Origin of the sequence: Streptomyces sp. NPDC007991 (assembly GCF_042958445.1) — a bacterium.
Taxonomy (GTDB): Bacteria; Actinomycetota; Actinomycetes; order Streptomycetales; family Streptomycetaceae; genus Streptomyces.
Genome location: NZ_JBIBJD010000003.1, coordinates 437,888 through 460,237, shown reverse-complemented (window position 1 = coordinate 460,237; position 22,350 = coordinate 437,888). Strand labels below are relative to the sequence as shown.

At 69.7% G+C, this 22,350-nt stretch carries 18 protein-coding genes, 1 tRNA gene and 3 pseudogenes; 11 read left to right on the top strand and 11 right to left on the bottom strand.

Annotated features, from left to right (window positions below; all coding sequences use genetic code 11):
• Positions 1 to 72: 72 nt before the first annotated feature.
• From ACFZDA_RS10610 to ACFZDA_RS10600, 3 genes are all read right to left on the bottom strand, one after another.
• Positions 73 to 2,343, bottom strand: a complete 2,271-nt coding sequence (locus tag ACFZDA_RS10610; protein ID WP_391077991.1) for a right-handed parallel beta-helix repeat-containing protein — start codon at positions 2,341 to 2,343, stop codon at positions 73 to 75.
• Between the two features lie 474 nt (positions 2,344 to 2,817).
• On the bottom strand, positions 2,818 to 5,298 hold the full coding sequence (locus ACFZDA_RS10605; RefSeq protein WP_391077988.1) for an RICIN domain-containing protein: 2,481 nt from the start codon (positions 5,296 to 5,298) through the stop codon (positions 2,818 to 2,820).
• Positions 5,299 to 5,649: 351 nt separating this feature from the next.
• Positions 5,650 to 6,645 carry a substrate-binding domain-containing protein gene (locus ACFZDA_RS10600; protein WP_391077985.1) on the bottom strand — a complete coding sequence of 332 codons (996 nt, stop codon included), beginning with the start codon at positions 6,643 to 6,645 and terminating at the stop codon, positions 5,650 to 5,652.
• A 311-nt stretch (positions 6,646 to 6,956) separates the two neighbouring features.
• Between ACFZDA_RS10600 and ACFZDA_RS10595 the strand changes: the two genes are divergently transcribed.
• Positions 6,957 to 7,982, top strand: coding sequence for a substrate-binding domain-containing protein (locus ACFZDA_RS10595; RefSeq protein ID WP_391077982.1), 1,026 nt, complete (start codon positions 6,957 to 6,959; stop codon positions 7,980 to 7,982).
• A 315-nt stretch (positions 7,983 to 8,297) separates the two neighbouring features.
• On the opposite strand, the gene ACFZDA_RS10590 is transcribed toward ACFZDA_RS10595, so the two are convergent.
• Positions 8,298 to 8,633 (bottom strand): hypothetical protein, encoded by a 336-nt coding sequence (locus ACFZDA_RS10590; protein WP_391077980.1) that lies wholly within the window; start codon positions 8,631 to 8,633, stop codon positions 8,298 to 8,300.
• A 118-nt stretch (positions 8,634 to 8,751) separates the two neighbouring features.
• On the opposite strand from ACFZDA_RS10590, the pseudogene ACFZDA_RS10585 reads away from it, so the two are divergent.
• Positions 8,752 to 8,931 (top strand): annotated as a pseudogene (locus ACFZDA_RS10585) (hypothetical protein); the annotation flags it as partial.
• A 45-nt stretch (positions 8,932 to 8,976) separates the two neighbouring features.
• On the opposite strand, the gene ACFZDA_RS10580 reads toward ACFZDA_RS10585, so the two are convergent.
• The gene (locus ACFZDA_RS10580; RefSeq protein WP_391078594.1) at positions 8,977 to 9,249 is read right to left on the bottom strand and encodes a hypothetical protein; all 273 of its coding nucleotides are present in this window, start codon (positions 9,247 to 9,249) and stop codon (positions 8,977 to 8,979) included.
• A gap of 26 nt (positions 9,250 to 9,275) precedes the next feature.
• Here ACFZDA_RS10580 and ACFZDA_RS10575 point away from each other — a divergent pair.
• Positions 9,276 to 9,479 (top strand): annotated as a pseudogene (locus tag ACFZDA_RS10575) (transcriptional regulator); the annotation flags it as partial.
• Positions 9,480 to 9,687: 208 nt separating this feature from the next.
• Here ACFZDA_RS10575 and ACFZDA_RS10570 read toward each other — a convergent pair.
• Complete coding sequence (locus ACFZDA_RS10570) at positions 9,688 to 10,062, bottom strand: winged helix-turn-helix transcriptional regulator (RefSeq protein ID WP_391077976.1); 375 nt, start codon at positions 10,060 to 10,062, stop codon at positions 9,688 to 9,690.
• 90 nt (positions 10,063 to 10,152) lie between these two features.
• Between ACFZDA_RS10570 and ACFZDA_RS10565 the strand changes: the two genes are divergently transcribed.
• From ACFZDA_RS10565 to ACFZDA_RS10555, 3 genes are all read left to right on the top strand, one after another.
• Positions 10,153 to 10,965 (top strand): MBL fold metallo-hydrolase, encoded by an 813-nt coding sequence (locus ACFZDA_RS10565; protein ID WP_391077973.1) that lies wholly within the window; start codon positions 10,153 to 10,155, stop codon positions 10,963 to 10,965.
• A gap of 257 nt (positions 10,966 to 11,222) precedes the next feature.
• Positions 11,223 to 11,573: an SgcJ/EcaC family oxidoreductase gene (locus ACFZDA_RS10560; protein ID WP_391077970.1), complete on the top strand. Its 351-nt coding sequence runs from the start codon at positions 11,223 to 11,225 to the stop codon at positions 11,571 to 11,573.
• Between the two features lie 321 nt (positions 11,574 to 11,894).
• On the top strand, positions 11,895 to 12,245 hold the full coding sequence (locus tag ACFZDA_RS10555) for a DUF4440 domain-containing protein (RefSeq protein ID WP_391077967.1): 351 nt from the start codon (positions 11,895 to 11,897) through the stop codon (positions 12,243 to 12,245).
• Between the two features lie 532 nt (positions 12,246 to 12,777).
• On the opposite strand, the gene ACFZDA_RS10550 is transcribed toward ACFZDA_RS10555, so the two are convergent.
• A complete protein-coding gene (locus tag ACFZDA_RS10550) occupies positions 12,778 to 14,787 on the bottom strand; it encodes an FtsX-like permease family protein (RefSeq protein WP_391077964.1) in 2,010 nt (669 codons plus the stop codon).
• Positions 14,784 to 15,563, bottom strand: a complete 780-nt coding sequence (locus tag ACFZDA_RS10545) for an ATP-binding cassette domain-containing protein (protein ID WP_391077961.1) — start codon at positions 15,561 to 15,563, stop codon at positions 14,784 to 14,786. The genes ACFZDA_RS10550 and ACFZDA_RS10545 overlap by 4 nt, the downstream gene beginning before the upstream one ends.
• Before the next feature lie 162 nt (positions 15,564 to 15,725).
• Here ACFZDA_RS10545 and ACFZDA_RS10540 point away from each other — a divergent pair, with 162 nt between their 5' ends.
• Positions 15,726 to 16,922: a histidine kinase gene (locus ACFZDA_RS10540; protein ID WP_391077958.1), complete on the top strand. Its 1,197-nt coding sequence runs from the start codon at positions 15,726 to 15,728 to the stop codon at positions 16,920 to 16,922.
• Positions 16,919 to 17,578: a response regulator gene (locus tag ACFZDA_RS10535; protein WP_391077955.1), complete on the top strand. Its 660-nt coding sequence runs from the start codon at positions 16,919 to 16,921 to the stop codon at positions 17,576 to 17,578. Before ACFZDA_RS10540 ends, ACFZDA_RS10535 begins: the two co-directional genes overlap by 4 nt.
• 280 nt (positions 17,579 to 17,858) lie before the next feature.
• On the opposite strand, the gene ACFZDA_RS10530 is transcribed toward ACFZDA_RS10535, so the two are convergent.
• Together ACFZDA_RS10530 and ACFZDA_RS10525 are read right to left on the bottom strand one after the other, a co-directional pair.
• Positions 17,859 to 19,118 (bottom strand): MFS transporter, encoded by a 1,260-nt coding sequence (locus ACFZDA_RS10530; protein WP_391077952.1) that lies wholly within the window; start codon positions 19,116 to 19,118, stop codon positions 17,859 to 17,861.
• 52 nt (positions 19,119 to 19,170) lie between these two features.
• The gene (locus ACFZDA_RS10525; protein WP_391077949.1) at positions 19,171 to 20,283 is read right to left on the bottom strand and encodes a DUF5937 family protein; all 1,113 of its coding nucleotides are present in this window, start codon (positions 20,281 to 20,283) and stop codon (positions 19,171 to 19,173) included.
• Between the two features lie 530 nt (positions 20,284 to 20,813).
• Here ACFZDA_RS10525 and ACFZDA_RS10520 point away from each other — a divergent pair.
• Positions 20,814 to 20,886 (top strand) — tRNA-Arg (locus tag ACFZDA_RS10520).
• A 104-nt stretch (positions 20,887 to 20,990) separates the two neighbouring features.
• On the opposite strand, the pseudogene ACFZDA_RS10515 reads toward ACFZDA_RS10520, so the two are convergent.
• Positions 20,991 to 21,826, bottom strand: a pseudogene (locus tag ACFZDA_RS10515) (tyrosine-type recombinase/integrase); the annotation flags it as partial.
• Here ACFZDA_RS10515 and ACFZDA_RS10510 point away from each other — a divergent pair.
• Both ACFZDA_RS10510 and ACFZDA_RS10505 read left to right on the top strand, forming a co-directional pair.
• Positions 21,716 to 21,949, top strand: a complete 234-nt coding sequence (locus tag ACFZDA_RS10510; protein WP_391077946.1) for a hypothetical protein — start codon at positions 21,716 to 21,718, stop codon at positions 21,947 to 21,949. The pseudogene ACFZDA_RS10515 and the gene ACFZDA_RS10510 overlap by 111 nt on opposite strands.
• Entirely contained in the window at positions 21,943 to 22,329 is a 387-nt protein-coding gene (locus ACFZDA_RS10505) for a hypothetical protein (protein ID WP_391077943.1), read from the top strand. Before ACFZDA_RS10510 ends, ACFZDA_RS10505 begins: the two co-directional genes overlap by 7 nt.
• The last annotated feature ends 21 nt before the right edge of the window (positions 22,330 to 22,350 follow it).

The following is a 22,350-nucleotide window of genomic DNA, read 5'->3' as shown; positions in this document are numbered from 1 at the left end:
GATGCGCGGAAATCAGGTCTGTCGGGCCGGCACCGGCCCGACAGACCTGATTTTATCTTTTCAGGGCCGATATCATTGGCCGTACGCGGGACCGCGCGCGATCCGGACGTCGTCCACGTGCACCGACCCTCGCTCACCCCCGTTCGAGTACCAGGCGATCTTCGCGATCCCCGGCATCGAGGTGCGGAACGTGGCGTCGGTCAGGATGCGCTCGCCGTCGATGTCCAGGTCGAAGCGCTGGTTCACGGTGTCCACGGTGAGCGTGACTCGGTACCACTTGCCGTTGGTGTACGTGCCGAGCACAGTGTCGGTGGTGCCCTGATAGGCGTGGATCTGGCCGCGGGCGAAAGCGACGCTGACGGCCTGGACGCCGCTGGAGTTGTACACGTACGGCAACCCGAACCAGCCGGCTTGCGTGTCGTTGCGCATCACCTGCGCGTCGATGGTCACCAGGCCCTGCAGCGGGGTGCTGAAGAGCCGGGCGAGGTTCGTGCCGTCTGTGCCGCCGCCGTCGACGGTGCGGGTCAGGCGGACGCTCTTGTCGGTGGCGGACGGGGTCTCCACCACGGAGATGTCGTTATTGGTGGAGATGACCCGCCAGCCGTTCGTGCCGTTGGCGAGCGTCCCGGTCGGCAGGCTGTCGAAGGTGTCCGTGAAGGCGATGTTGGGCGCTCCGCGTTCGAAGGCGCCGATCTCCGCAGCGCTCCCGAGCGGCACCGTAGCGCCGGCGAAGTCGAGGCCACCGTTGTTGGCGACGCTGACACCGGCGTCGGCGAAGGGGGACCCGGCCTGGAGTGCGAAGTTGGCCGCGGTGTCGAGTCTGGGACCGTTCTCGTCGCCGTAGGGTCCGGTGACGGCGGCGTTGACGAACAGCGGGTTGCCCTTCTTGGGCGTTGTTTCGGGCACGCTGGTCAGCGTGTCCGAGTACCCGTTGTTGGTGTAGATGATGCTCGACTCGAGTCTGAAGGTGGCGTCCTTCGTGGAGCCGAACAGGTTGTTGGTCAGCGTGGCCTTGCCGGGGCTGGTGACACCGCCGTCCACCATGGCCGCTGCCGCGGTGTTGTAGAAGGTGTTGTTGTAGATGTCCGCCGTCGTGCCGGCCGACTGCGACAGGTGAAGGGTCCATCTGCTGCTGCCCGTCACGACGTTGTAGCGCACGATCACGCTGCCGAACTTGACTGCGGAGTTGCACGCACACAGTAGGATGCCGTCGCCGTTGTCGTGCAGGTAGTTGTACTGGAACACCTGGTTGGTGGTGCCGATGTCGGGGTCCAGGCCGTTCTGGTCGGCGCCGCCCGCCGCGAGGTGGGTGCCCATGATCTCGTTGTGCTGGACGGTGATGCTGTCGGCCATGTTGGTCTCGACGCCGGAGACGCCGACCCGGTCGATCACGTTGCCTTCGACGAGTCCGCCGCGGACGCCGGTGAGGTAGATGCCGTTGCAGCCGTAGGGGGTGTTCGCCTGCGTGATGTAGTTGCCGCGGAACGTGACGTTGGTGTACGGGGTGTAGGCGGGGTCGGTGGCCGTGGCGCGCTTGCCCCAGCCGGTGTAGACGGCGCCGGGGGCGTCACCGGCGTACTGCTTCGTGACGATCCCGCTGAACGAGGTGTTCTTGATGGTGGAGTTCTCCACGGTGATGTCGTCGAGCACCGTGGGGGCACCGGGCGCGGTGATGTCCTGCACGCTGGTGAGGAACGCGATGCCGCCGGTGTCCTTCGAGCGGTCCCAGCCCTGCGCGAAGGTGATCCCCGGCTTGTTGTTGGCTGTGCTGCCGCCGACCCACTTGACCTCGCCGGTGACGTCGTGCACGTCGACCGAGTCGATCACGAAGTGGTGCAGGGTCTGCCCGTTGTCGCCGTGCACGCCGATGCCGCGGAAGTCACCGAGCTGCGAACCGTCCGTCGTCCCCGTGGGCACCGCGTTGGATACGTCGAGGTTGCGGATCTCCCAGTACTGCTGGTTGTTCAGCCGCACCGCGTCGCCGACCGTCCCCTGACCGGCGATCTTCGGCTTGGCACCCGTCCCGTAGCTGTCGATGGAGATCGGGGAGCCGTCGATGCCGGACCCCTTCGGCCACAGCTGCCCGGTCCAGCTGTCACCCGACTCGAAACGGATGGTGTCCCCGGGCTGGAACGTCGTCGCGTTCACCTTGCTCAGCGAGCGCCAAGGCGCGCCGGTGCTGGTGCCGGCGTTGCTGTCACTGCCGCTCGTACTCACGTAGTACGTGGTTCCGACGGCGAAGGCCCGCTGCGCGGGGATGAGCACAATCGACGCGAGCACGACGGCCAGCGCGCACAGTACGGCGGCGCTCGATTGTGGCAGAAGTCTTCGATTGACGGTCATGGTCCTCTTCTTGTCGTCCGGGGTGTGGTCCTGGCTCCTGTCATGACGCCTGTGGCCGGGCCTGCGGGTAACGGCTCGGGGCCCGGACGGCCCCGGTTCGTGCGGTGGACGCACCAGCGAGTGCGCGACGACATCCGGGGGAATCCGGGCGGACATGGCCCTTCGGCGGCCGGGCCCTGCGGAAGTTCCGACACCTCGAACGCGGCGTGGCGCGAGTCCTCGTGGTCGCCGTTCTTCCGCCACCGCGGTTCGCCGGGAATCCTCATGTCTGCCTCTCCGGAAGTGTTCTGGAAAGCCTGCGGGAAAACGTATTCCGCTCAGGGTGCCCAGCGGTTGTCAAGTGCGTCAAGGCTTTGAGCGGGCCTGCTCCTGGGGGCCGGTCTGACACGCACGCCGTCGCTTCCGGCGCCCGTCGGGGGGCAGGCCCGGGGTTCGGGACTGCCCCGCTCACGGTCTTGCTCGCTGCTCAGCCGGTCAGGCCACCTTCACCAGCTTCCACCGCTGGTTGCTGCTGCCGTTGGTGAACCACTGGTCGATGGGGGTGTTGTCGGTGGTCCCGGCCTTGTACACGTCGGCCTTGTACCCGTTCGAACGGGACTCGATGGTGTACGTGCCGCTGCCGGCCGGGACGATCAGCCACTGCTGGCTGACGCTCCCGCTGGGGGTCCCCACCTGCAACTGAGTGCCGGGCCAGGTGGATGCCGCGTTGACGTCGAGGGCCTTGCCGCTGGTCACACCCGTGACGGTGAGGTAGCCGCCGCTGGTGTAGGCCAGCTTCCACTGCTGGCTGCCGCTGTTCGCGTCGGTCTTCTGGACAACGGGCGTGCCGTCGCTGGTTCCACCGTTGTAGACGGTGAGCACCTTGCCGCTGCTGAGGCTGACGATCTTGTAGGTGCCGGACAGGTCGCTGACCGGTTCGTGGGTGATGGAGAAGTTGGAGTACTCGACGGGGTAGTAGCCGACCGTGCCCAGGCCGGCCAGGCCCGCGCCGTAGCTCGCGTCGGTGACCGTGCCGACGGTGTTTCCGTCGATCTTGGCCGTGATGGTGCTGTCCTGGAAGGTCAGGGACAGCTTGTGCCAGGTACCCGTGCCGGGCGCGGTGACGGTACCGCCGGCGAGGGTGGTCCAGTTCCACGAGTTGTTGCCGGCGGTGTCGGTCTTCAGCAGCGACCAGGACCCGGTGTCGGACAGGCGCAGGTGATAGGCGTTCATCCCCCCGGCGCTGAACTTCGTCTGGGTGCCGACACGGCCCAGAAGCTCTGCGGAGCTGCCGCTCTTCTCCAGCAGTACATCGGAGCTGACCGTGTAGTTGCTCCAGCCGATGTCGCCCATGATGGTGTAGGGCTGGACGGCGTTCGAGGCCGGATACCACCAGATGATCGGCTTCTGCGGTGCCGTCTGGCGCAGGCACTGGCCGGTGCGGCCCCCGGTGCAGGGGGCGGCCTGGAACGCGCCGTTCATGGAGGCGAAGTACTTCGCCTCCTGCCCCGTGCCGTAGCCGGCGAAGGAGTCCGAGTACGGCATGACGAGCCGGTTGCGGGCGGGCGAGGTGGCCGTTCCGGCGCCCTGACCGGTTCTGGTCGTCACGGTGTAGACATGACCGGGGTCCAGGGTGAGGGTGTACGTGCCGTTGCCGGCGGTCAGGTCGGTGTTCTGCGCCATGCGGGGGGTGGCGCCGCCGGGCTGCGACAGATCGGTGGACCACACGTGCAGGGTGCCGCCGGGCAGACCTCCTGCCACGTTGAGGGTGACCGTCTGGGACGCGGTGGCGTCCATGGTCTCGAAGACGGTGCTCCAGGCGCTCTTGTCGGGCGCGGCGTAGCTGACGTAGCTGCCGTTGGTCCGGTCGCCGCCGAGGTAGCCGGAGGCGGTGTCGAGGTACTTCCAGCCGGGCGAGGTGAACTGCGTGGTCTGGGCGATGGACCAGGCGGTGCGGGAGACGCTGTAGGCGCCGGACCACGGCTGGTTGGCGGTGACCAGGCCCTGGTCGTGGAAGTAGAGGTTCTGGTAGTCGGCGGCCAGCAGGGGCCAGTTGATGTACGCACTCAGCCTGGCGTCGAGGTAGCCGCGGTTGATGGCGCGGGCGACCGGGGCCGCTCCGGTTTCGGCGTTCTCCGAGCCGTTCTCGCTGGCCCAGAGCTGCTTGCCCAGCGACTGGGCGTCGGCGGAGGAGGAGCAGGTGGTCATCGCGGACGCGTACGTGCAGGGGTAGTGCGCGCCAACGATGTCCACGGCGTTGTTCAGGGTGCTGTCGGTCTTCATGGCGGTGGCGATGTTCCAGTTGGTCTCATCGCTGCCGACCAGCTTGGTCGAGGTGTAGCCGTTCGCCGCCAGGGCGGACTTGAGCTGCTCGTAGAAGCCGGCGTTGTACGTCTTCTCGTTCCGGCCGCCGATGTAGTCGATGGTCAGGCCGTGCTGTTTGGCGCAGCCCAGCCAGTCGATCAGGTAGGTGATCCCGTCCGTCGAGTAGAAGCTGCCGTTCCCGATCCAACCGGGGGCGCCCCAGGCCAGGGCGAAGAGCTTGATGCCGGGGTTACGGGCCTTGGCCTGCTCCATCATCCACCACTCGTAGCCCGCGTTGCAGTCGATCTCGCCCCTCGCGTGCTCGAAGCTGGCCTCGGAACCGTCGGTGGAGTTGGTGTCGCCGCCGATCTCGACCTTGAGGATCTGCAGGGCCGCGCCGTAACCGGGCTTGAACAGGTAGTCCAGCACCTGGCTGCGCTGGGTGGCCGGGTAGTCGAACAGCAGGCGGCTGTTGCCGCCACCACCGCTGATCGCTCCGACACCGTCGAAGGTGCGGCCGCCGCTGGCGCCGTCCACGGTGATCGCCGTGTCGGTGGCGGCATACGCCGGCGACACTGCTCGGCCGGTCAGCAGGGCCAGTGCCATGAGTAGGGCGGCCAGGGCCGCCAACCGTCTGATGTGCCTGTCAGGCAGGCTCAAAGCATTGTGCACGGGGCCTTCCTTGGGTGCGGTGCGGGTGTGTGACTTGCACTGAGACGCGGTCCTGGGCCCTGTTGCGTGGGACCGCGCGTCCGGCAGGGGCCAAGCTGGGAAGGTCGTACTCGCATCGGGCTTGACCGGTCGACGGCACATCGATCGCCACGGGGACGCCGAGGCAGCTCGGGCAACCGCTGGAGTTTGCCGAAAGCCCAGATGTCCGTACTCGGAAACGGTCGGGAAATCGTATTCCGCGTGAGTGTGGCCGTCTGCGACCGAAGGCGTCAAGGGTTTGTGCAGGGGTTCATGGAGGTTCTGCGTGCGTCGGCCTCCCTCCACCGGGCCGCACCCCGGCTGAGGGGCGGTTCAGGCCACGCGGATCGTCGCGCTGTCGCGCACCACGACCTGGCCGCGCATCATCAAGTGCTCCTTTTCCGCACGAGCCCTGAGTGCGAGGCGGACCGCTTCGGCACCCGCCTGTGCCAGCGGCAACGACACGGTCGTCAACCGCGGTGTCACGTCGATCGCGAGTTCGATGTCGTCGAAACCGGTCAGCGAGACGTCCGCAGGCACCGCCACTCCGGCAGCCCGGAAGGCGGACATCGCACCGATGGCGATGGCGTCGTTGGCTGCGAGCACCGCATGGGGCGGCTCCAGCCCTTCGGCGAGCAGCCTCTGCGCCGCGTCGAATCCACCTTGGCGGCTCACCGCACAATGCGAGATCCGGATGTGTCGCTCCTCGACACCGCCGTCGCGGAGCCCGGCCATGAAGCCCGCGGTGCGGGCGGATACGTTCCCCCGCCCGCGGGCGCCGGCCAGGATCGTCATGTGCCGGTGCCCCAACTCGGCGATGTGATGGGCGAGTTCCTTTGCCGAGCCGTGGTTGTCGAAGCTGATGGAGTCGAACGGCATGTCGGTGTCGCCGACGATCACCACCCGGCCGCCCTCGCGTTCGTAGCCGAGCAGCTCGTCGAGCAGGCGCCCGTCGAGCGCGTTCGCGTCGAGGCGGCTTGAGGTCAGGATGAGCGCACGGGGCCGGAGGGCACGCTGCAGCCGGACGGTTTCCAGCTGGCGCTCGGCGGTGCCGTGGGTCGACGAGACGGTCACGAACGCCCCGGCGTCGCGCGCCCGCCGTTCCATCGCCGCGGCGACCATGCCCATCGACGGGGTCGTGAGGTCGTCGCCGACGACCGCGATCGAGTCGTTCGCGCGCCGCATCGCCCGGGCCGAGGCGTCCGCGCTGTAGCGCAACGCAGCCGCAGCGGCGAGGACCCGCTGCCGGTATTCCGCCGCGACCGTCCGGGAACTGCCGCCCAGGACTCGTGACGCAGTCGGCACCGACACACCGGCAGCCGCCGCCACATCACGCAGAGTGACTGTCGGTCTGGCTGGATGAGGCATCGTGCCGTTCCCTCCCGCTTGACGAGGCGAGCCGCCGTGGACGGTATCCGAGAATATCCGTGGCCGGCCCTCTACGAGATACGGACGATTTCACCGATCGCGGTTCCGCAACGGCGCGCGCCCAGGGCGACATATCCGAAGGCGCGAGCGTTCTGCCGCGGAGTGACCTTCCGTGATCACCCCGCACTCCAAGACGCTGTGCGGCTCGGTGCACAATATGCGGCATGGAAGATGGGTCGGCAGCGCCTCCTCCGCCCCCCAGCGGAAAGCCCGTGTCCGGGGAGCGCAAGGCGACCCTGCGTGATGTGGCGCGGGCGGCGGGCGTCTCCCAAGCCACCGCGTCGCGCGTGCTCAACGGCAGCATCCGGAACGTCCAGCAGGAGAACGCCGCCCGTGTGCTCGCCGCAGCCGCTGAACTCGACTACACCCCGCACCTGTCCGCCCAGGCGATCGCGCGGGGCTCGACCAACATCGCCGCGCTGGTCGTCAGCGGTGTCGACGACCCGTACTTCTCCTCCATCGCGGGAGGGGTGACGCAGGCGGCGGAGGCCGCGGGACTCATCGTCACCATGGCGGTCGCGGACCGCTCCCCCGAGCGGGAACTCCAGATCGTCAGGACCCTGCGCGGCATGCGGCCCCGCGCCCTCATCCTGACCGGCAGCCGCATCGAAGGCACCGACACCCGCGCCCCTCTGGTCGAGGAACTCGACGCCTACCGGGAAGCGGGCGGCAGCGTGGTCCTGATCAGCCGGCACGACCTGCCGTTCCACACCGTCAGCATCGACAACTACGGTGGAGCGCGGCAACTCGCCCGCGCACTGGTCGGCCTTGGCTACCGTCGGTTCGCGGTGGTCCGCGCAGGCGCCGGACTCAAGACGTCCCGTGACCGGTGCGATGGCTTCGTGGAGGGCCTGCGCGAGTTCAACATCGACGTGGACGAGCGGTACGTGGTCGAAGCCGAATTCAGCCGCCGAGGCGGAGGTGCGGCCGCCCGCGAGCTCGTCCGGAGGGGCTTGGCCGCCATCGAACTCGTCTTCGCCGTCAACGACGTCATGGCGATCGGCGTCATGACGGCCTTCCGCGACGCCGGGCTGGCCCCCGGCCAGGACGTCGCCGTCGCCGGCTTCGACGACATCGGCCCAGCGGTGGACGTCCACCCGGCGCTGACCACCGTGACCGTACCCCTGCACCAGGTCGGGCTCTGCGCGATGGAACTCGCGCTCTCCGACGACGATGCCCCGCGGATCGTACCTGTCTCCACGAACGTCGTCCTGCGGGACAGCACACCCCGTCGATAACACGCCTTCGGGGTGGTCGTCGGTGCTCCGGGACACGCAGCGGCGGGAGCGGCCGGCTCCCCTGGGCGTTCAGTCCGTACGCCACGCGCGGCGTCACCATCGTCGACCCCACCTCCGACGAACACGGTGAGCGGGCATACGCAGACCACGGCCTCGCTGGGCGGACGTCTCAACGGTCAGGTCCAGGGACGTGGTGTACGGCGGTTCGTCGAGGCCGTCGCTTAGTCGGGGAAACGAGACACAGCGCGGAGCGGTCATCGGAACGGCCGTACACGCTCACACCACCCCGAACGTTCTCGGCCTTGAGTCGCTTGATCACCGCGGCCTCCTCGAAGGTGGCGCCCCAGTGCCGGTACGGCCGACGTCCTCGCCATGCGCGATGCGCAGCGCGTGCATGAAATCGACGAGGGGCATGCCCTGCCGGGCCCGTCGCGCGGCATGCGGGCGGACGAACGCCACGTCATCGTCCGTGACCGGACGGCCGCGGGCCAGGCTGACGCTCAGCGCGTCGACCGCCTCCCTCACGTGGGCCACCACGTCGGTCAGCAGCGCTTCATCCACGAGAGCGGCGTAGTCGGGAATCTCTGCCCGCATGGCCTCCAGAGCCGCCTCGGCCGGCGACTGCCGCTGAGCGGCGATGATGTCGGCCACCTCGCTGAGGGCGGCCACCTGACCTGATCGGCGCATCACGGCCTCAGGCCAGGAGAGCCACGGCGCCATTGCGCTGGGAGATCACTGGGATGAACCAACGCTCTCGGCAAGGCCCGATGACGCCAACATCGGCTCCGTCTTCGGCACCGGCTTCCCGCCGTGCGCCAGTGGCGTGCCGCAGCACATCGACGGCTGCCCAGGCGGCAAGGGTGGATTCGCACGACGCGCGGCCACGAAATACGGCGAGCGGTTCACGGTGCCCAAGTCGCCGCGCGCGGCAGTCACCGCGGCGGCCTGACTCATCGCGCGAACGGCACGGGCGGACCCGTTCCGCGCAGGCCGGTCAGAGCCGGCTGTCCGGGGTCACCATGCGGTTGTCCAGGCTCGTGATCAGCCCGTCGGCGTCAAGGGTGGCGTACTCGATGCCGCTCAGGGCCACCAGGCGGTCGTCGGCCCTGCGGGAGGCGTGGAGCCAGCGGAGTTCGATCCTGCCGTCGTCGAGCTTGGTGGTGGTCCAGACGTGCTTGCTGTCCACCATGCCCTGCGCGAAGCCGCCGTGGACCTCCCCGAGGGCGGAGATGCCGACCAATGGCTGCTGGCCCTCGAAGAGCTGCACGATGGCGTCGGGCGCGAAGAGCGCCAGGCATCAAGAACATGCGGCATCCCCCCGTCGGCGACCTCACCCTGTCCTTCGAGACCTTCCTCCTGGCCGATGACAGCGACCAGGCCCTGATCACGCATCACGCGGAGCTGGGATCGCCGTCCGCAGAGGCCCTGCGGCTGCTCGCGAGCAGGGGCGCGGACGCCATGCGGGCCGGATCGGACACGTCGGCCCCGTCCGCCTGATGGGACCGCCCACCGGTTGCGTCAGCGCACGGGGTACACGCCGAAGACGTCCGTGCCGCTTCGATCCACGCCTTGTACGGTCACGGGCCCCCGGTGACCCGCACGAAGACCACCGACGATCCCGCCGTCGGCGGCGACCGGCAACGGCAGAAGCCGTTGTGCATCCACCGTGACAGCACGGTGACGTGTGCACACCGAGCCTGCCTTTTCAGGGCTTCGGGTCGGTGGTGTGGGTGCGCCGGTAGTGGTCGTAGTCGCTGGTGTGTTCTTCGGCCCAGTTCTGCAGGTGTTGCAGTGCTGAGGTGACGCCGCGGGCGAGGTCGGTCAGGTCGTACTGCACTGTCGGTGGGCGGCTGGTGTGCACGGTGCGGGTGATCAGTCCACTGGTTTCGAGGTCGCGCAGGGTCTGCGCGAGCATCTTGTCGCTGACACCGCCGGCCCGCCGGCGCAGCTCGGACCAGCGTTGCGGGCCGTCCATGAGATCCACCAGGACCAGGGCGGCCCACCGGGCGGTGACCAGGTCGAACAGCTGCCTGCCGGGGCAGGCGGGATTACGGACGTTACCTCGCGTGCTTTCCTGCACGTGCTCACCTCACCTGAAGGTATGTACTTCCCAGAAGAAAGTAACTCGGTCAGAGTGAGGGAGCCAACCGCTGATCGTCAAGGAGTACCTGTGGTAACCGACGTTGCCGTGACCCGCGCCGTGAACACCGTGACGGTGCTCGGCGGCCCCACCGCGCTGATCCGCCTGGCCGGCTGGACGCTGCTGACCGACCCGACCTTCGACGCCGCCGGCACCGAGTACCAGGACGGCCCGGTCCTGGTGCGCAAGACCGCCGACCCGGCGCTGAAGCCCTCCCAACTGCCCGCTCTCGACGCCGTCGTGGTCAGCCACACCGGGCATCAGGACAACCTCGACACCGCCGGGCGTACGGTGGCCTCCGGTGCCTCGGAGGTGTTCACCACCGTCGCCGGCGCCACCGATCTCGGGAGCGCAGCCGTCGGCCTGGAGCCCTGGCAGACCCGGACCCTGTCGAAGCCGGGCCGCACGCCGCTGAACATCACCGCGGTCCCCGCCCGCCACGGGCCCGTCGGCACCGAGGACATCACCGGTCCGGTCACCGGCTTCCTCCTGCACACCGACGACGGCTCGGCACCGAGCGTGTACGTCTCCGGTGACACCGTCGACCTGGACGCGATGAGTGCCCTGGCCGGCCGGTACCGCGTCGACGTGGCGCTGCTGCACCTGGGCGCGGCCGGCTTCGAGGCATTCGGTGACATACGACTGTCGCTGACCGCGACCCAGGCCGTCGAGGCCCGCCGCCTGCTCGGCGACCCCCTCGTGGTGGCCGTGCACGCCGAGGGCTGGGCGCACTACACCGAAGACCGCGGCCACGTCCAGCAGGTCTTCGACGCCGCCGGCGTCCCGCTGCACTGGCCCACCCCGGGCGAGCCCATCACCCTGCCCGACCCGCACACCCGCTGACACCTCACCCCGTGCCGCCAGCGGCGCACCGGCCCGCTCCTTCTACGCCGCCGCAGACGCGGGAGCGGCTGCGGTCACCGCACTGCATGAGGGGCTCGCCGCTGCGCCGGACAAGATCATCGGTGCGCACGACAGCGCCCAGCAGCTTGCGGGGCTGACGCCGCGCACCACCGGTCAATGGCTTACGCAGATCGGCCTGTTGCCGACGGGCCCGTCCGCAACGAAAGAAAGAAACGAAAGAAAGAAAAGGAAAGAATATGAAGCCGGAAGTCGTGCACGAGCGCTTCGCCCAGTACCTCAAGGACCAGGACCTCGACGGACTGGGTTCCCTGTTCGACGAAGACGCCATGTTCGTACCGGGACCGGGACAGCAGCCCGTCTACGGCAGGGAAAGCATCAAGGAAGCGCTGAAGCCCTACCTCGCCGCGCCCAGCACCATGGAGGTGGTGGCCACGTCGGTCCATCAGAACGGCGACCTGGCGATGGTCCAGCCGTCCTGGCGGATCACGAGCGAGAGCGGCACCGTGGAAGGAAAGGCGGTCGAGGTGATGAGGAGGACGACCGAGGGGGACTGGGTCTACATCATCGACAACCCCTACGGCGTCTGATTCTCGTCAGCCCCCGCTGCACTGGCCCACCCCGGGCCGGCCCCTCACCCTGCCGGACCCGCACACCCGCTGACACCTCACCCAGTGCCGCCGCCGGCGCACCGGCCCGCTCCGTCCACGCCGCCGCAGACGCGGGAGCGGCTGCGGTCACCGCACTGTACGAGGGCCTCGCCATCGCGCCGGACAAGATCATCAGCGCACGACAGCGCCCGGCAGTTTCCGGGGCTGATGCCGCGCTCCCACCAGTCAATGGCTCACGCAGGTCGGCCTGTTGCCGACGGGCCCGTCCGCAACGAAGAAACGAAAAGAAAAGGAAAGAACATGAAGCCGGAAGTCGTGCACGAGCGCTTCGCCCAGTACCTCAAGGACCAGGACCTCGACGGACTGGGTTCCCTGTTCGACGAAGACGCCATGTTCGTACCGGGACCGGGACAGCAGCCCGTCTACGGCAGAGAAGGCATCAAGGAAGCGCTGAAGCCCTACCTCGCCGCGCCCGGCACCTTTGAGATGGGGGCCGCGTCGGTCCATCAGAACGGCGACCTGGCGATGGTCCAGGTGCCCTGGCGGATCACGAGCGAGGACGGCACCCTGGAAGGAAAGTCGGTCGAGGTGATGAAGAGGACGACCGAGGGGGACTGGGTCTACATCATCGAAAACCCCTACGGCGTCTGATTCTCGTCATCCCGGCATCAACCTCGGGCGACGGAACCTCGTCACGGCAGCGGCGGCCGTATCGACGTTCTCGATGCGGCCCCCGCTTGCTGTCCGGCGTCGGTGACACGGCCATGATGCCGACGGGGGTGAGTCGTTCGATGGTGTGCCGGCCGTCGGGAAACGCCGTGGCCAGTGCGGTCAGCAGCATGACAAGGACGTCGCGGTCGGACTTGCGCCGAAGCCTGCGGGGCGGTTGTGGTCGTGGAAGTCCTCGGCCAGTGAGCTGTTCCCAGTAACCGTCGGATACCGTCCGTGAGGGCGAGGCGCGTCGCGCAGTCCGCGGTATCCCCAGGTCCGGGCAGGCGTAAGGCCCCTGGGGGAGTTGCCGTGATAGTTCCGTCGAGGTCCTCCTTCAGGGCCGTCGATGAGACACTCCGTCGGCAGGTCGTCGGCTACGCCCACGGCCGGGGCGGGCGGGAGACCGACAGTGAGCTCGCCCGCGGCCGACCACGGGCGGCGTGGGTGCCGGGCCGGGCCGGCACCCACGGCATCACTCCCCGCGCGCCCCCGCCTGCCGGGTGACCGAGCGCAGCAGGGGGCGGCTCAGGCCGCCGGCCGCGAGAATCCCGCCGGCCCCGGCGGCGCAGCACACCGCGAGAACGGTCAGGCCACGTGCGTCGAACGAGGAGTCGCCGCCGGCCAGCATCATCGAGCCCCCGCACAGCAGCCCGGTCGCGACGGCCCCGCCCGCCAGCACGGTGACCGGGATGAGCGTCTCGCGGTTGCGGGCGGCGTCCAGGACGCGCAGCGGGGTCCCAGCCAGGTGCAACAGGGCGTAGGTGCGGCGGCGATCCAGGACGGCGGCGGCCGCGGTGATCACGGCCGAGGTGATGGCGACCGTGAAGGTCACCACGAGCACCACTCGGGTGAGGGTGGTGAAGTCCTGGGTGAACTGCGTCTCGGACCAGTTCACGTCGATGGTGGTGAGCGGGTACTGGTCCGGCGTCAGGCCGGTCAGCGCGGTGCGGGCGCGGTCCAGTTCGGCCGGGCCGCCGGAGACGGTGGCGGTGACCTGACGGCTGTCGTAGGCAGCCGTGGCCACGAAGCCGTCGTCCACGCCGACCACGGCGCTCACGTCGGCGGCCCGCAGACGCTGTTCGGCCTGTTTCCGCACCTGCGTCACCTTGTGGACCGGAGCCGCGATGGCGAGCTGGTCGGGCCGTCCTCCCCACGGGGGAGCGGCGTCCAGGGTGAGCAGGGCGAAGAATCCGGCGACGAAACCGGCCAGGGTGAGTCCGGAGACGATCCGCCAGGCAGCTTTGGGATCGTCCAGCAGCCGGCGCCCGGCCAGCAGTGTCGCCGGCCGCTTGGCCAGGGCGGTGACGATCCTGCCGAGCAACCGGACCACCCACGGCCCGATCACGGCCAGCACCAGGAAGACCGCGGCGAACGCGTACAGCGCGAGGGAATCGTCGCTGCCGTACTCCTTGCTGATCCAGCCGTATCCGGCGACGACGGCCACGAAGACCACCGCCCGCACGACGCTCACGCCCCGGCTGCGGGAGCGGCGTGCCACGCCCAGCGGGCCGACGACCACCTGACGGAGTCCGGCGAGCGCGCTGACCACGACCAGCGCGACCACCCCGGCCATTACCGCCAGCAGTGGCAGCGCGCCGATCCACAGGTCGGCCGGGTACCAGGCGCCGCCCGCGAGCGGCAGACCCGCCGCCGCCGGCAGCAGCACCGCGTACCCCACGGCGCCGAGCAGCGCCCCGGCCGCCCCCGTGAGCAGTGCCTCGGCGGCCGTCATTCCGGCGACACGGCCCGGCGTGGCACCGATCAGGCGCAGCGCGGCGAGGCGCTGGTCGCGGCGGGAGACCGACAGGCGCGCGGCCGAAGCCGCCAGCACCAGCAGCGGAACGATGACGAGGATGGTGGCGACCCGGGCCAGGGACTCGTACATCCTGCCCGTGCCGTCCGTCAGCGGCGCGCCGGTGAAGGACGCGACGCGAGTGGGGGAGACGATGTCGCCGGCCCGGCGCGGATCGGGCGCGCGCTCGGCGGTGACCGCCGGGTCGCCGGTGCGGTGTCCGATCACCGCGACGAGTTCGCCGGGGTGGGCCAGTGCCTCGCGGCCCACGGTTCCGGTGGGCGTGCCGGGCACCGGATGGCGGTCGGCGGGCAGCCGGTCGAGCAGGGCGCCGAGCGCCGGGGAGACCCACAGTTCGCCGGGCGCGGGGAGGCGGCCGAGGCCGGGCGGGGCGGGAGCGGCGCGGCCGGGCAGTCGGGCGACGTCCACGACGGTGACGGGTGCTCCTCCGGTGAAGGTGGTCCCGACCGCCTCGACCGCCACGGGGCGGGAGGACTCCACGGGGTTGCGCCAGTCGGTGCGGTCCGCGCGGTGCTGGAAGCCGAGGTTCATCGCGACGCACAGCAGCAGCAGTGTGGTGGACACGGCCGCCGCCGCGACCGCGAGCCCGGTGGCGAGCAGGCCGGTGCGGCCGCCGGCCCGCGTGAGCCGCCAGGTCAGTGCCCAGGTGGTGCGGTCCAGTGTCCTCATCGCCGGTACCCCGCATTCGCCTCGGCCCCGGTGCCCGTCCCTGCCCCGGCCTCCGACTCGGAGTGAGACTCGACCAGTCGGCCGTCACGCACCTGCACCGTGCGGTCGCACCAGCGGGCCACGTTCGCGTCGTGGGTGACCAGGACCAGGGCGGCGCCCTGGCGGCGGCTGACGTCCGTCAGCAGGTGGATGACCTCCATGCCGGTGGCCTGGTCCAACGCGCCGGTCGGCTCGTCGGCGAAGATCACCTTTGGCTTGCCGACCAGAGCCCGGGCGATGGCCACCCGCTGTGCCTGACCTCCGGACAGCTGCCCGGGGCGCCGGGCTTCCAGGCCCTGCAGTCCCAGGGGGCCGAACCACTGCCGGGCCTGCTCGACGGCCGCCCGGCGTGGAGTGCCGCCGAGCATCAGCGGCAGGGCGACGTTCTCGTCGGCGGGCAGTTCCGGCAGCAGCTGGCCGGACTGGAAGACGAAGCCGAACGCGGTGCGGCGCAGCTCGCTGCGGGCCGGTTCACGAAGCTGGTCGATCCTCCCCCGGACTTCGTCCGGGGGGACCCCCGTCTCGCTTCGCTTGCCGTCCAGCAGGACCTCACCGGAGTCGGGCCGTTCCATGCCTGCCAGGCAGTGCAGCAGGGTGGACTTGCCGGAGCCGGACGGGCCCATGACGGCCAGCGACTCGCCGGCCGTCACGACGATGTCGACGCCGGCCAGGGCGCGGGCCATGCCGTAGGACTTGAACAGGCCGGTGCCGGTCAGGACGGCGGCGGGGGTGTTCATCGGGCGGACTCCCCGGAAGAAACGGTGATCATCGGATGCATGCCGTCCACGATCGGGGCGTACGGCACCCGGCGGGCTCGGCCGGACGGCCGGTTGTGAGGGTCGGACATCGGCCATTCGGCCGAGTCCGCGGGGAATCACCTCTTCCGTATTCTGCCGAGCGTGTACACCGAGACTTCGCTGCTCCGCCGGGCGCTGATCGCCGCCGGCTGGATCCTCCTCAGCCTGCTGGGACTGCTCGACGTGTTCGCCGGTCGGGAACCCGACTACCGCTGGACGAGCTGGCTGCCGATCGTGTCCGGGCCGCTTGCCTGCACGGCGCTGTTGTGGCCCGGCCGTGGGCCCAAGACGCAGGTACGTGCCGTACTCGTCGCCGGCGGCTCACTGGCCCTCACTATCGGGATCGGCACAGTCGCGGGCCCGGACGGTGCCGGTACCTGGGGACTGCTGGAGAGCGGCGCTCTGCTGGTGCTGCTTTCCCGTGCAGTGTGGGAGGTGCCGCGCCCGAGGACCGCGGCAGCCGTGTCGGCCGCACTGGCCGTGGCGGCCGTCGCGATCCCGCTGCGCTGGCTGCCGAGGGACATCCAGACCGACAGCCAGACCGCCATCAACTGGTGCCTGCTGATGACGCTGGGCGCCGGCACAGCTCTCGCCTGGGGCCTGCGCGCACGGCTGCTGAAGGAGCAACGGGCCCGCGACATCGCCGCCGTACGCCAGCGCCAGCGCCTGGAACTCGCCCACGACCTGCACGACTTCGTCGCCCACCACGTCACCGGCATCATCGTCCAGGCCAACGCCGCGCTGGCACTCCGGCACACCGCACCGGAACAGGTCGGACCGCTGCTGGAGAACATCACCCGGTCCGGATCGGAGACGCTGGACTCGATGCGCCGCCTGGTGCGGGTCCTGCGCGAGGACGACCACGAGGGCATCCGGCCCGGCGAGGTGTGGGCGGAACTCGCCCGTCTGGTCTCGGCGTTCTCGCAGGACGAAGCCGACGTCCAGCTGCACGTCGCCGCGGCCGCCCGCGAGGCGCGTCTCGCCCCCGAGGTGGAGACCTCCGTGCACCGAGTCGTGCAGGAGGCCCTGACCAACGTGCGCCGCCACGCGCACGGCGCCGTAGTGGCCGTACGGGTCGACATGGACGGGCCCCGGCTGCGGGTAGAGGTGCACAACACGGCACCGGCCGCACGCCACCCCGGCCCGGTCGGCGGACGCGGCGGCTTCGGACTGGTCGGCCTGCGCGAACGCGTAGAAGCGGTGGAGGGTGCGCTGACCGCCGCCCCCACCGACGACGGCGGCTGGCGGGTGACCGCCGCCTTCCCGATGCCGGCCGCCATGGCAGGATCACCGGCGTGAACGACACGGTGATCCGCGTACTGATCGCGGACGACCAGGAAATGGTCCGCATGGGCTTCCGGCTGATCCTCGGCGCCCAGCCCGGCATCGAGGTGGTCGGCGAGGCCGCCGACGGCGCCGCCTGCGTGGAACTCGCCCGCCGACTGCGGCCCGACGTGTGCCTGGTCGACATCCGGATGCCGAAACTGGACGGCCTGGACGTCACCCGCGCGCTGGCCGGACCCGGAGCCCACAACCCGATGCGGGTCGTCGTGATCACCACGTTCGACCAGGACGACTACGTCCACACGGCGCTGCGCAACGGGGCGTGCGGCTTCCTGCTCAAGGACGCCCCGCCCAGCCTGCTGATCGAGGCGGTACGGGCCGCCGCCCGCGGCGACGCGCTGGTCTCCCCCGCCGTCACCGTCCGGCTGCTGAGGGAGCTGTCCGCCACACGGCCCGCCCCGGACGCCAAAAGCCCGCTCACCGACCGCGAACTCGACGTGGCCCGACTCGTCGCGGTGGGCCGCACCAACCAGGAGATCTGCGACCAACTCGTGGTGTCACTGTCCACGGTCAAGACCCACCTGGCCAACATCCAGCAGAAGATCGACGCCCGTAACCGGGTCGAGATCGCCGCCTGGGCCTGGGAGTCCGGCACGGTGCGGGAACGATAGGACCGGCTGCACAGCCGCCGCAGCCAGACCGGGAGTTCGACGCTGCGGGTAGGGCCGGGGCTTCACCCTGGAGGCCGGTCCGGAAGTCCGAGCACGGCTCCCATCTCGCCGCCCGGACGATCACGGAAGGTCAGGCGGGCGCCCAGGAGGCGTGTCTGGCCGAAAGGGCGGCGGCGCGGAAGTCTGGTTCAACACGAACGGCTCACGACTGGTGCGGCTGGCCTCGCTCACGGCGGGCCGTCCGGAATCGGGGCCGGCGGGACGACAGCAGGGGGGTCAGTCACCGGGCGGACTCCGGCGCGACTGCCGGTTGTTCGGCCTCGGAACCAGACGGGACGCCGATGCGCAACTGCCCGGGCCGCTGTGCTCTGGCTGTGCGGGCCAGAGTGAGCGCGGCACTCATGGCCAGAACGACGAGGGCGGCGCCCGAGAGGAGGAAGGCGTCCTGGACTCCGGTGAGTGCGATGGTGGTCGAGGCCACGAAGGGGGAAACGGCCAGGGCCCCTGCCACTCCGGCCTCCCACAGACCCAACGCCTTCGCCAGATGGTGACTCGGTATGCGCTGCTGCACCAGCGCGATCAGCGGGATGTCCGTGAGGGCCGAGGCCAGCCCGGTGGCGATCAGAAGCACTGCGGCCCCGGCGGTGGAGGTGACGATTCCGAGCGGCGCACGGAAGATTCCGAGCAGGGCCCAGGCCAGCACCGCCGCCAGGGCGAGTCTGCGCATCCGCAGGCCGGCCAAGAGGAGCGCCCCCGCCACTTCCGCGACCCCGGCGACGCCCAGCAACAGGCCGTAGCGGCCGCCCTGCCCCACGACGGCGACCAGCCCCACCGTCAGGAAACCACTGGTCAGAGCGAGGGCGAGCACGAAGGTCACGATGACCACCAGCACGTCGGGAGCGGCCCGAACGGCCCTGAGCCCGGCGGCGAGATCGGCCCACAGCCCCACCTGCCCTGCGGCCAGGACGGGACGGGTCACGCGGATGGCGGCCACGGCGCCCGCCGAGCCCAGGAAAGTCAGTCCGTTGACCACCAGCGCCGCCCGCATGGAGCCGTAGGCCAGCAGCGGCGCGAGCATGAGCGGGCCGACGAAGAAGGCGGCCCGGAAGGCGACTTGCAGCAGCCCGTTGGCCTGTTGCAGACGGTCGGCCGGGACGATCTGCGTGACGATGGCGTTGCGGGCCGGGGCGAACGGGGCGCCGATCAGGGCCAGCAGCGCCGTTGTCACCACGAGCAGGGGCAGGTTCAGCAGACCGAGGGACAGCAACACCGCGGCCACCGCCACCACGGCGACCCGGGCCAGATCGGTGGCGATCATCAGCTTGCGGCGGTCGTAACGGTCGGCGTACGAGGCGGACACGAACGTGGCCAGGAACGCGGGCGCGAACGCGGACACGCTGACCACGGCGACGGCCGTCGGGTCCTTCGTCAGCGACCAGGCCAGCCAGGCGGTCGCGGCGGTGTACAGGCCGTCGCCGAAGCGTGAGACGGCCTGGCCGACGAAGAGAAGCAGGAAATTGCGGTCCCTGAGCAGTGACATGACGCCACTGTCGGATCTCCTCGGGCACCTGATCCACTTATTAGGCAGATGGCTAATCAATGGGGTCGGTGGTGTGCAGAAAGCTCTCCAGGCTGGGAGCGAGACCCGCCACCTGCCCGGGCAGGAGCCGGTACAGGACGTAGTAGCCCTCACGGCGGCGTTCGAGCAGGCCCGCGTCCGCCAGGACGCGCAGGTGCTTGGACAGGGCGGCCTCGCTGACGCCGACGAGCGGGGCCAACTCCTGGGTGCTGCGCGGGCGTTCGGCGATCAGCCGGAGGGCGCGCAGGCGGGTGTCGTCGGCGAGCGCGCGGAGCATGGCGACGAGCTGTGCGGGAGGAATCCTGGGGCGGGCTTCCCGGGCGATCGACGAGACGGGAAAGACGAGGCCGAGGGGCCAGGGACCGTCACAGTTGACCCGGACGTGCGGCCACACATACGCGCTGGGGAGGAGCAGCAGAGTGTCGTCCGGGCCGATGGCGACCTCGTGGTCGTGGGGGCGCTCCAGCCAGAAGCGTTCGGCCTGCCGGTCGCTGCGCACCTCCGGCCACAGGCCGCGGAGCATGCCGTACAGTCCGCGCTGTTCGATCTGGTGCCCGGCCTCGCTGACCCCGGCGGCCAGTTCCGGTTCGATCCGGGCCCATTCCTCCTCGAACGCCTCCCGCCAGTAGCGTTCCAGCATGCTCAGGAACCTTTCGAGGAGTGCGCGGGGGTCGTCCAGGAGCATCGCGGCCATCGCTTTATCGCTTTCCCGCGCGAGACGCTCCCGCAGCAGGGCGCGTACGTCCGGTTCCCGCAGCGCGTGAGGATCCCTGCCCTCGCCGCCGCCCGGCCACGGCGACAGCAGCGGGACAGCGAACTCCAGCCGGACCAGCTCCGGGTCCGCCGTACGCAGGCCGGCCAGCTCGCTGCCGAAGTCCGCCAGCCCACCGGTCGGCCGCGGAAAGAGGAACTCGGGAAAGTACGAGCGCACCGCGTAGGAGAACGCCTCGATCTCCCGCTTCAGCGCCGGCGACAGCTTGCGCATCGCACGCACCCAACCGTGTTGGACGGGGTGATGCTTGGGCTCCACCAGCACGTGAAGGCTCAGTACGGCTTCCATCGTCGGCGAGTAGGCGAACCCCACACGCTCAGCACCACCGGCGGGCACCCGGAACACGATCGTCATGACTCGTCATCCTCGCCGTCCGGCGTCCCCGGAGGGAGCGTGCCGCGCGAGACGGGGGTCGGCGATGCTGACTTGACGATGACCTGTGCGTCGTTCTCGCCGTGGGCCCACCCCGAGGTTGTGAGCGTGTCCCGCTTGCGTGCTGCGCAAGAGGCCCCTGCCTCCGCGGGAGCGACCTGTCATGCCAGGCGCCCCGAGACAGCGGCAAGTAGCCCCACAAGCTGACACAGGGGGCAGAACGGTCCTACGGTCCTCGGTTCCGGCTTCCACAACGTCCACCGCCCGCGCGACGCAAGCCTCAGGCACCGCAGGTCAGAGGACTCCAGCTCGCCGCCCCGAGCTCCTGCCCCCACACAGAGGACCCTCACTGGCGCGCATCCGCTAAGCTACCCTTGGTCAGTCGTTGGTACGTGACGTTGTCTGCTCAGATGACCCAGCGGAGAGCGTTGCACCACGTCTGACCAGCGGGCTTGCGCTCCTCGTCGAAGATCCACACCCTGGGTTTTCAACAAGGTTTTCTACAAGCCCCGGCCTTCGTAGCTCAGGGGATAGAGCACCGCTCTCCTAAAGCGGGTGTCGCAGGTTCGAATCCTGCCGGGGGCACAAGAGAAAAGGCCAGCTAGGAGCAGGTTCCTAGCTGGCCTTCGTCATGGGACCTAGGAACGTTCCTAGGTCCTGACATACGCATCTGACATCAACAAGCGCGGTCACTGACGATGGGGGCTTCTCCTGAGCAGGCGGTCCATGTGGCTCATGGCTTCGCGCTGCGTGTCCTGGACGACATGGGTGTAGACGTCCATGGTGACGCTGATCTGGGAGTGACCGAGGATTTCCATGACAACGCGGGGCGCGACCCCGGCCGCCGTGAGCAACATGGCCGTCCCGTGGCGAGCGTCGTGCAGCCGGATCACGCGGAGGCCGGCGGACTGGGCGACGCAGGTGAAGGAGCGGTACAGGTTGCGCGGCTCGACGGGGCGGCCGGTGCGTGGCGAAGACGTAGTCCGACTCCTGCCACCTCTCCCCCGCTTTGGCGCGAGCGTCCGTCTGCCGTAGGCGGTGCCAGCGCAGGGGCGCGATGCACAGGGCGGGGAGAGGAACCGCCCGGCGACGGCCGCTCTTGGGGTCGTCGTCGTACAGGACGCCCCCGCGGCGCTGGACCTGGTGGCGAACGTAGAGGACGCGATTGTCGAGGTCGACGTCCGACCAACGCAGGCCCACGATCTCTCCCCGGCGGAGCCCCATGGCGATGGCGAGCACGAAGGCCGCGTAGAGCGGGTCTTTGCGAGATGCGGCGAGGAAGTCGAGTGTCTCGTCGAGGGTCCACGGGTGCAGCTCGGGCTTGTCCGTGCGGGGCGACTCGACGAGCTTGGCAACGTTGCGCGCGATGAGTTCCTCGCGACAGGCGGAAGGACAGCGCCGAGCACAGAACTCGGTGCGCCTCCTTGGCGGTTGCGGCGGTGGTCTCCTTCTCCAGGCGGACGAGGAACCGGCGGATGTCGGCGACGCCGAGGGACTCAAGCCGCTTGGAGCCGAGCAGTCGCACGGCCGAGGTCTGGGCATGGTCAGCGCCATCGCTCACCGCATCGTCGTGCACGACGGCGACCAGGGCCACACGGTCACCGCGGAGCGGTACGCAGACGCACTGCGGGGAGGTCATCTGTGCTGAATCAGGGAACCCGCCGCGGCTTCTGGTGCGAGTGCTGGACAGAAGACCTCACCGAGCAGCGGGCACCGGCACTCCCGGCATCCTTCGACGCCTACTCGGCACCGCAGGCCGACCGATGGGTGGCGGTGACACTCCGCACGATCTCACCGGCGCTCGACACGGATGCCTCAGAAGAAGCCTGGGAATGGCTATACGAAGGCCGCATCAGGACCCGACAAGCCCTGTTACGAGCCGAGCCATGCGCGGTGTCAGTGACCCACGCAAGCACCCGCGTCACCTGGGCTATCCGACCCGTAGCCTTCCTGTCACTAGTACACCGCCAGGGCATCGAACTTCCATCCTGCTCAGCCAACTTCAAGCCCCAGCCCAGGAGCGACTAGGTCGCCTTCGAAGCAGGCTAC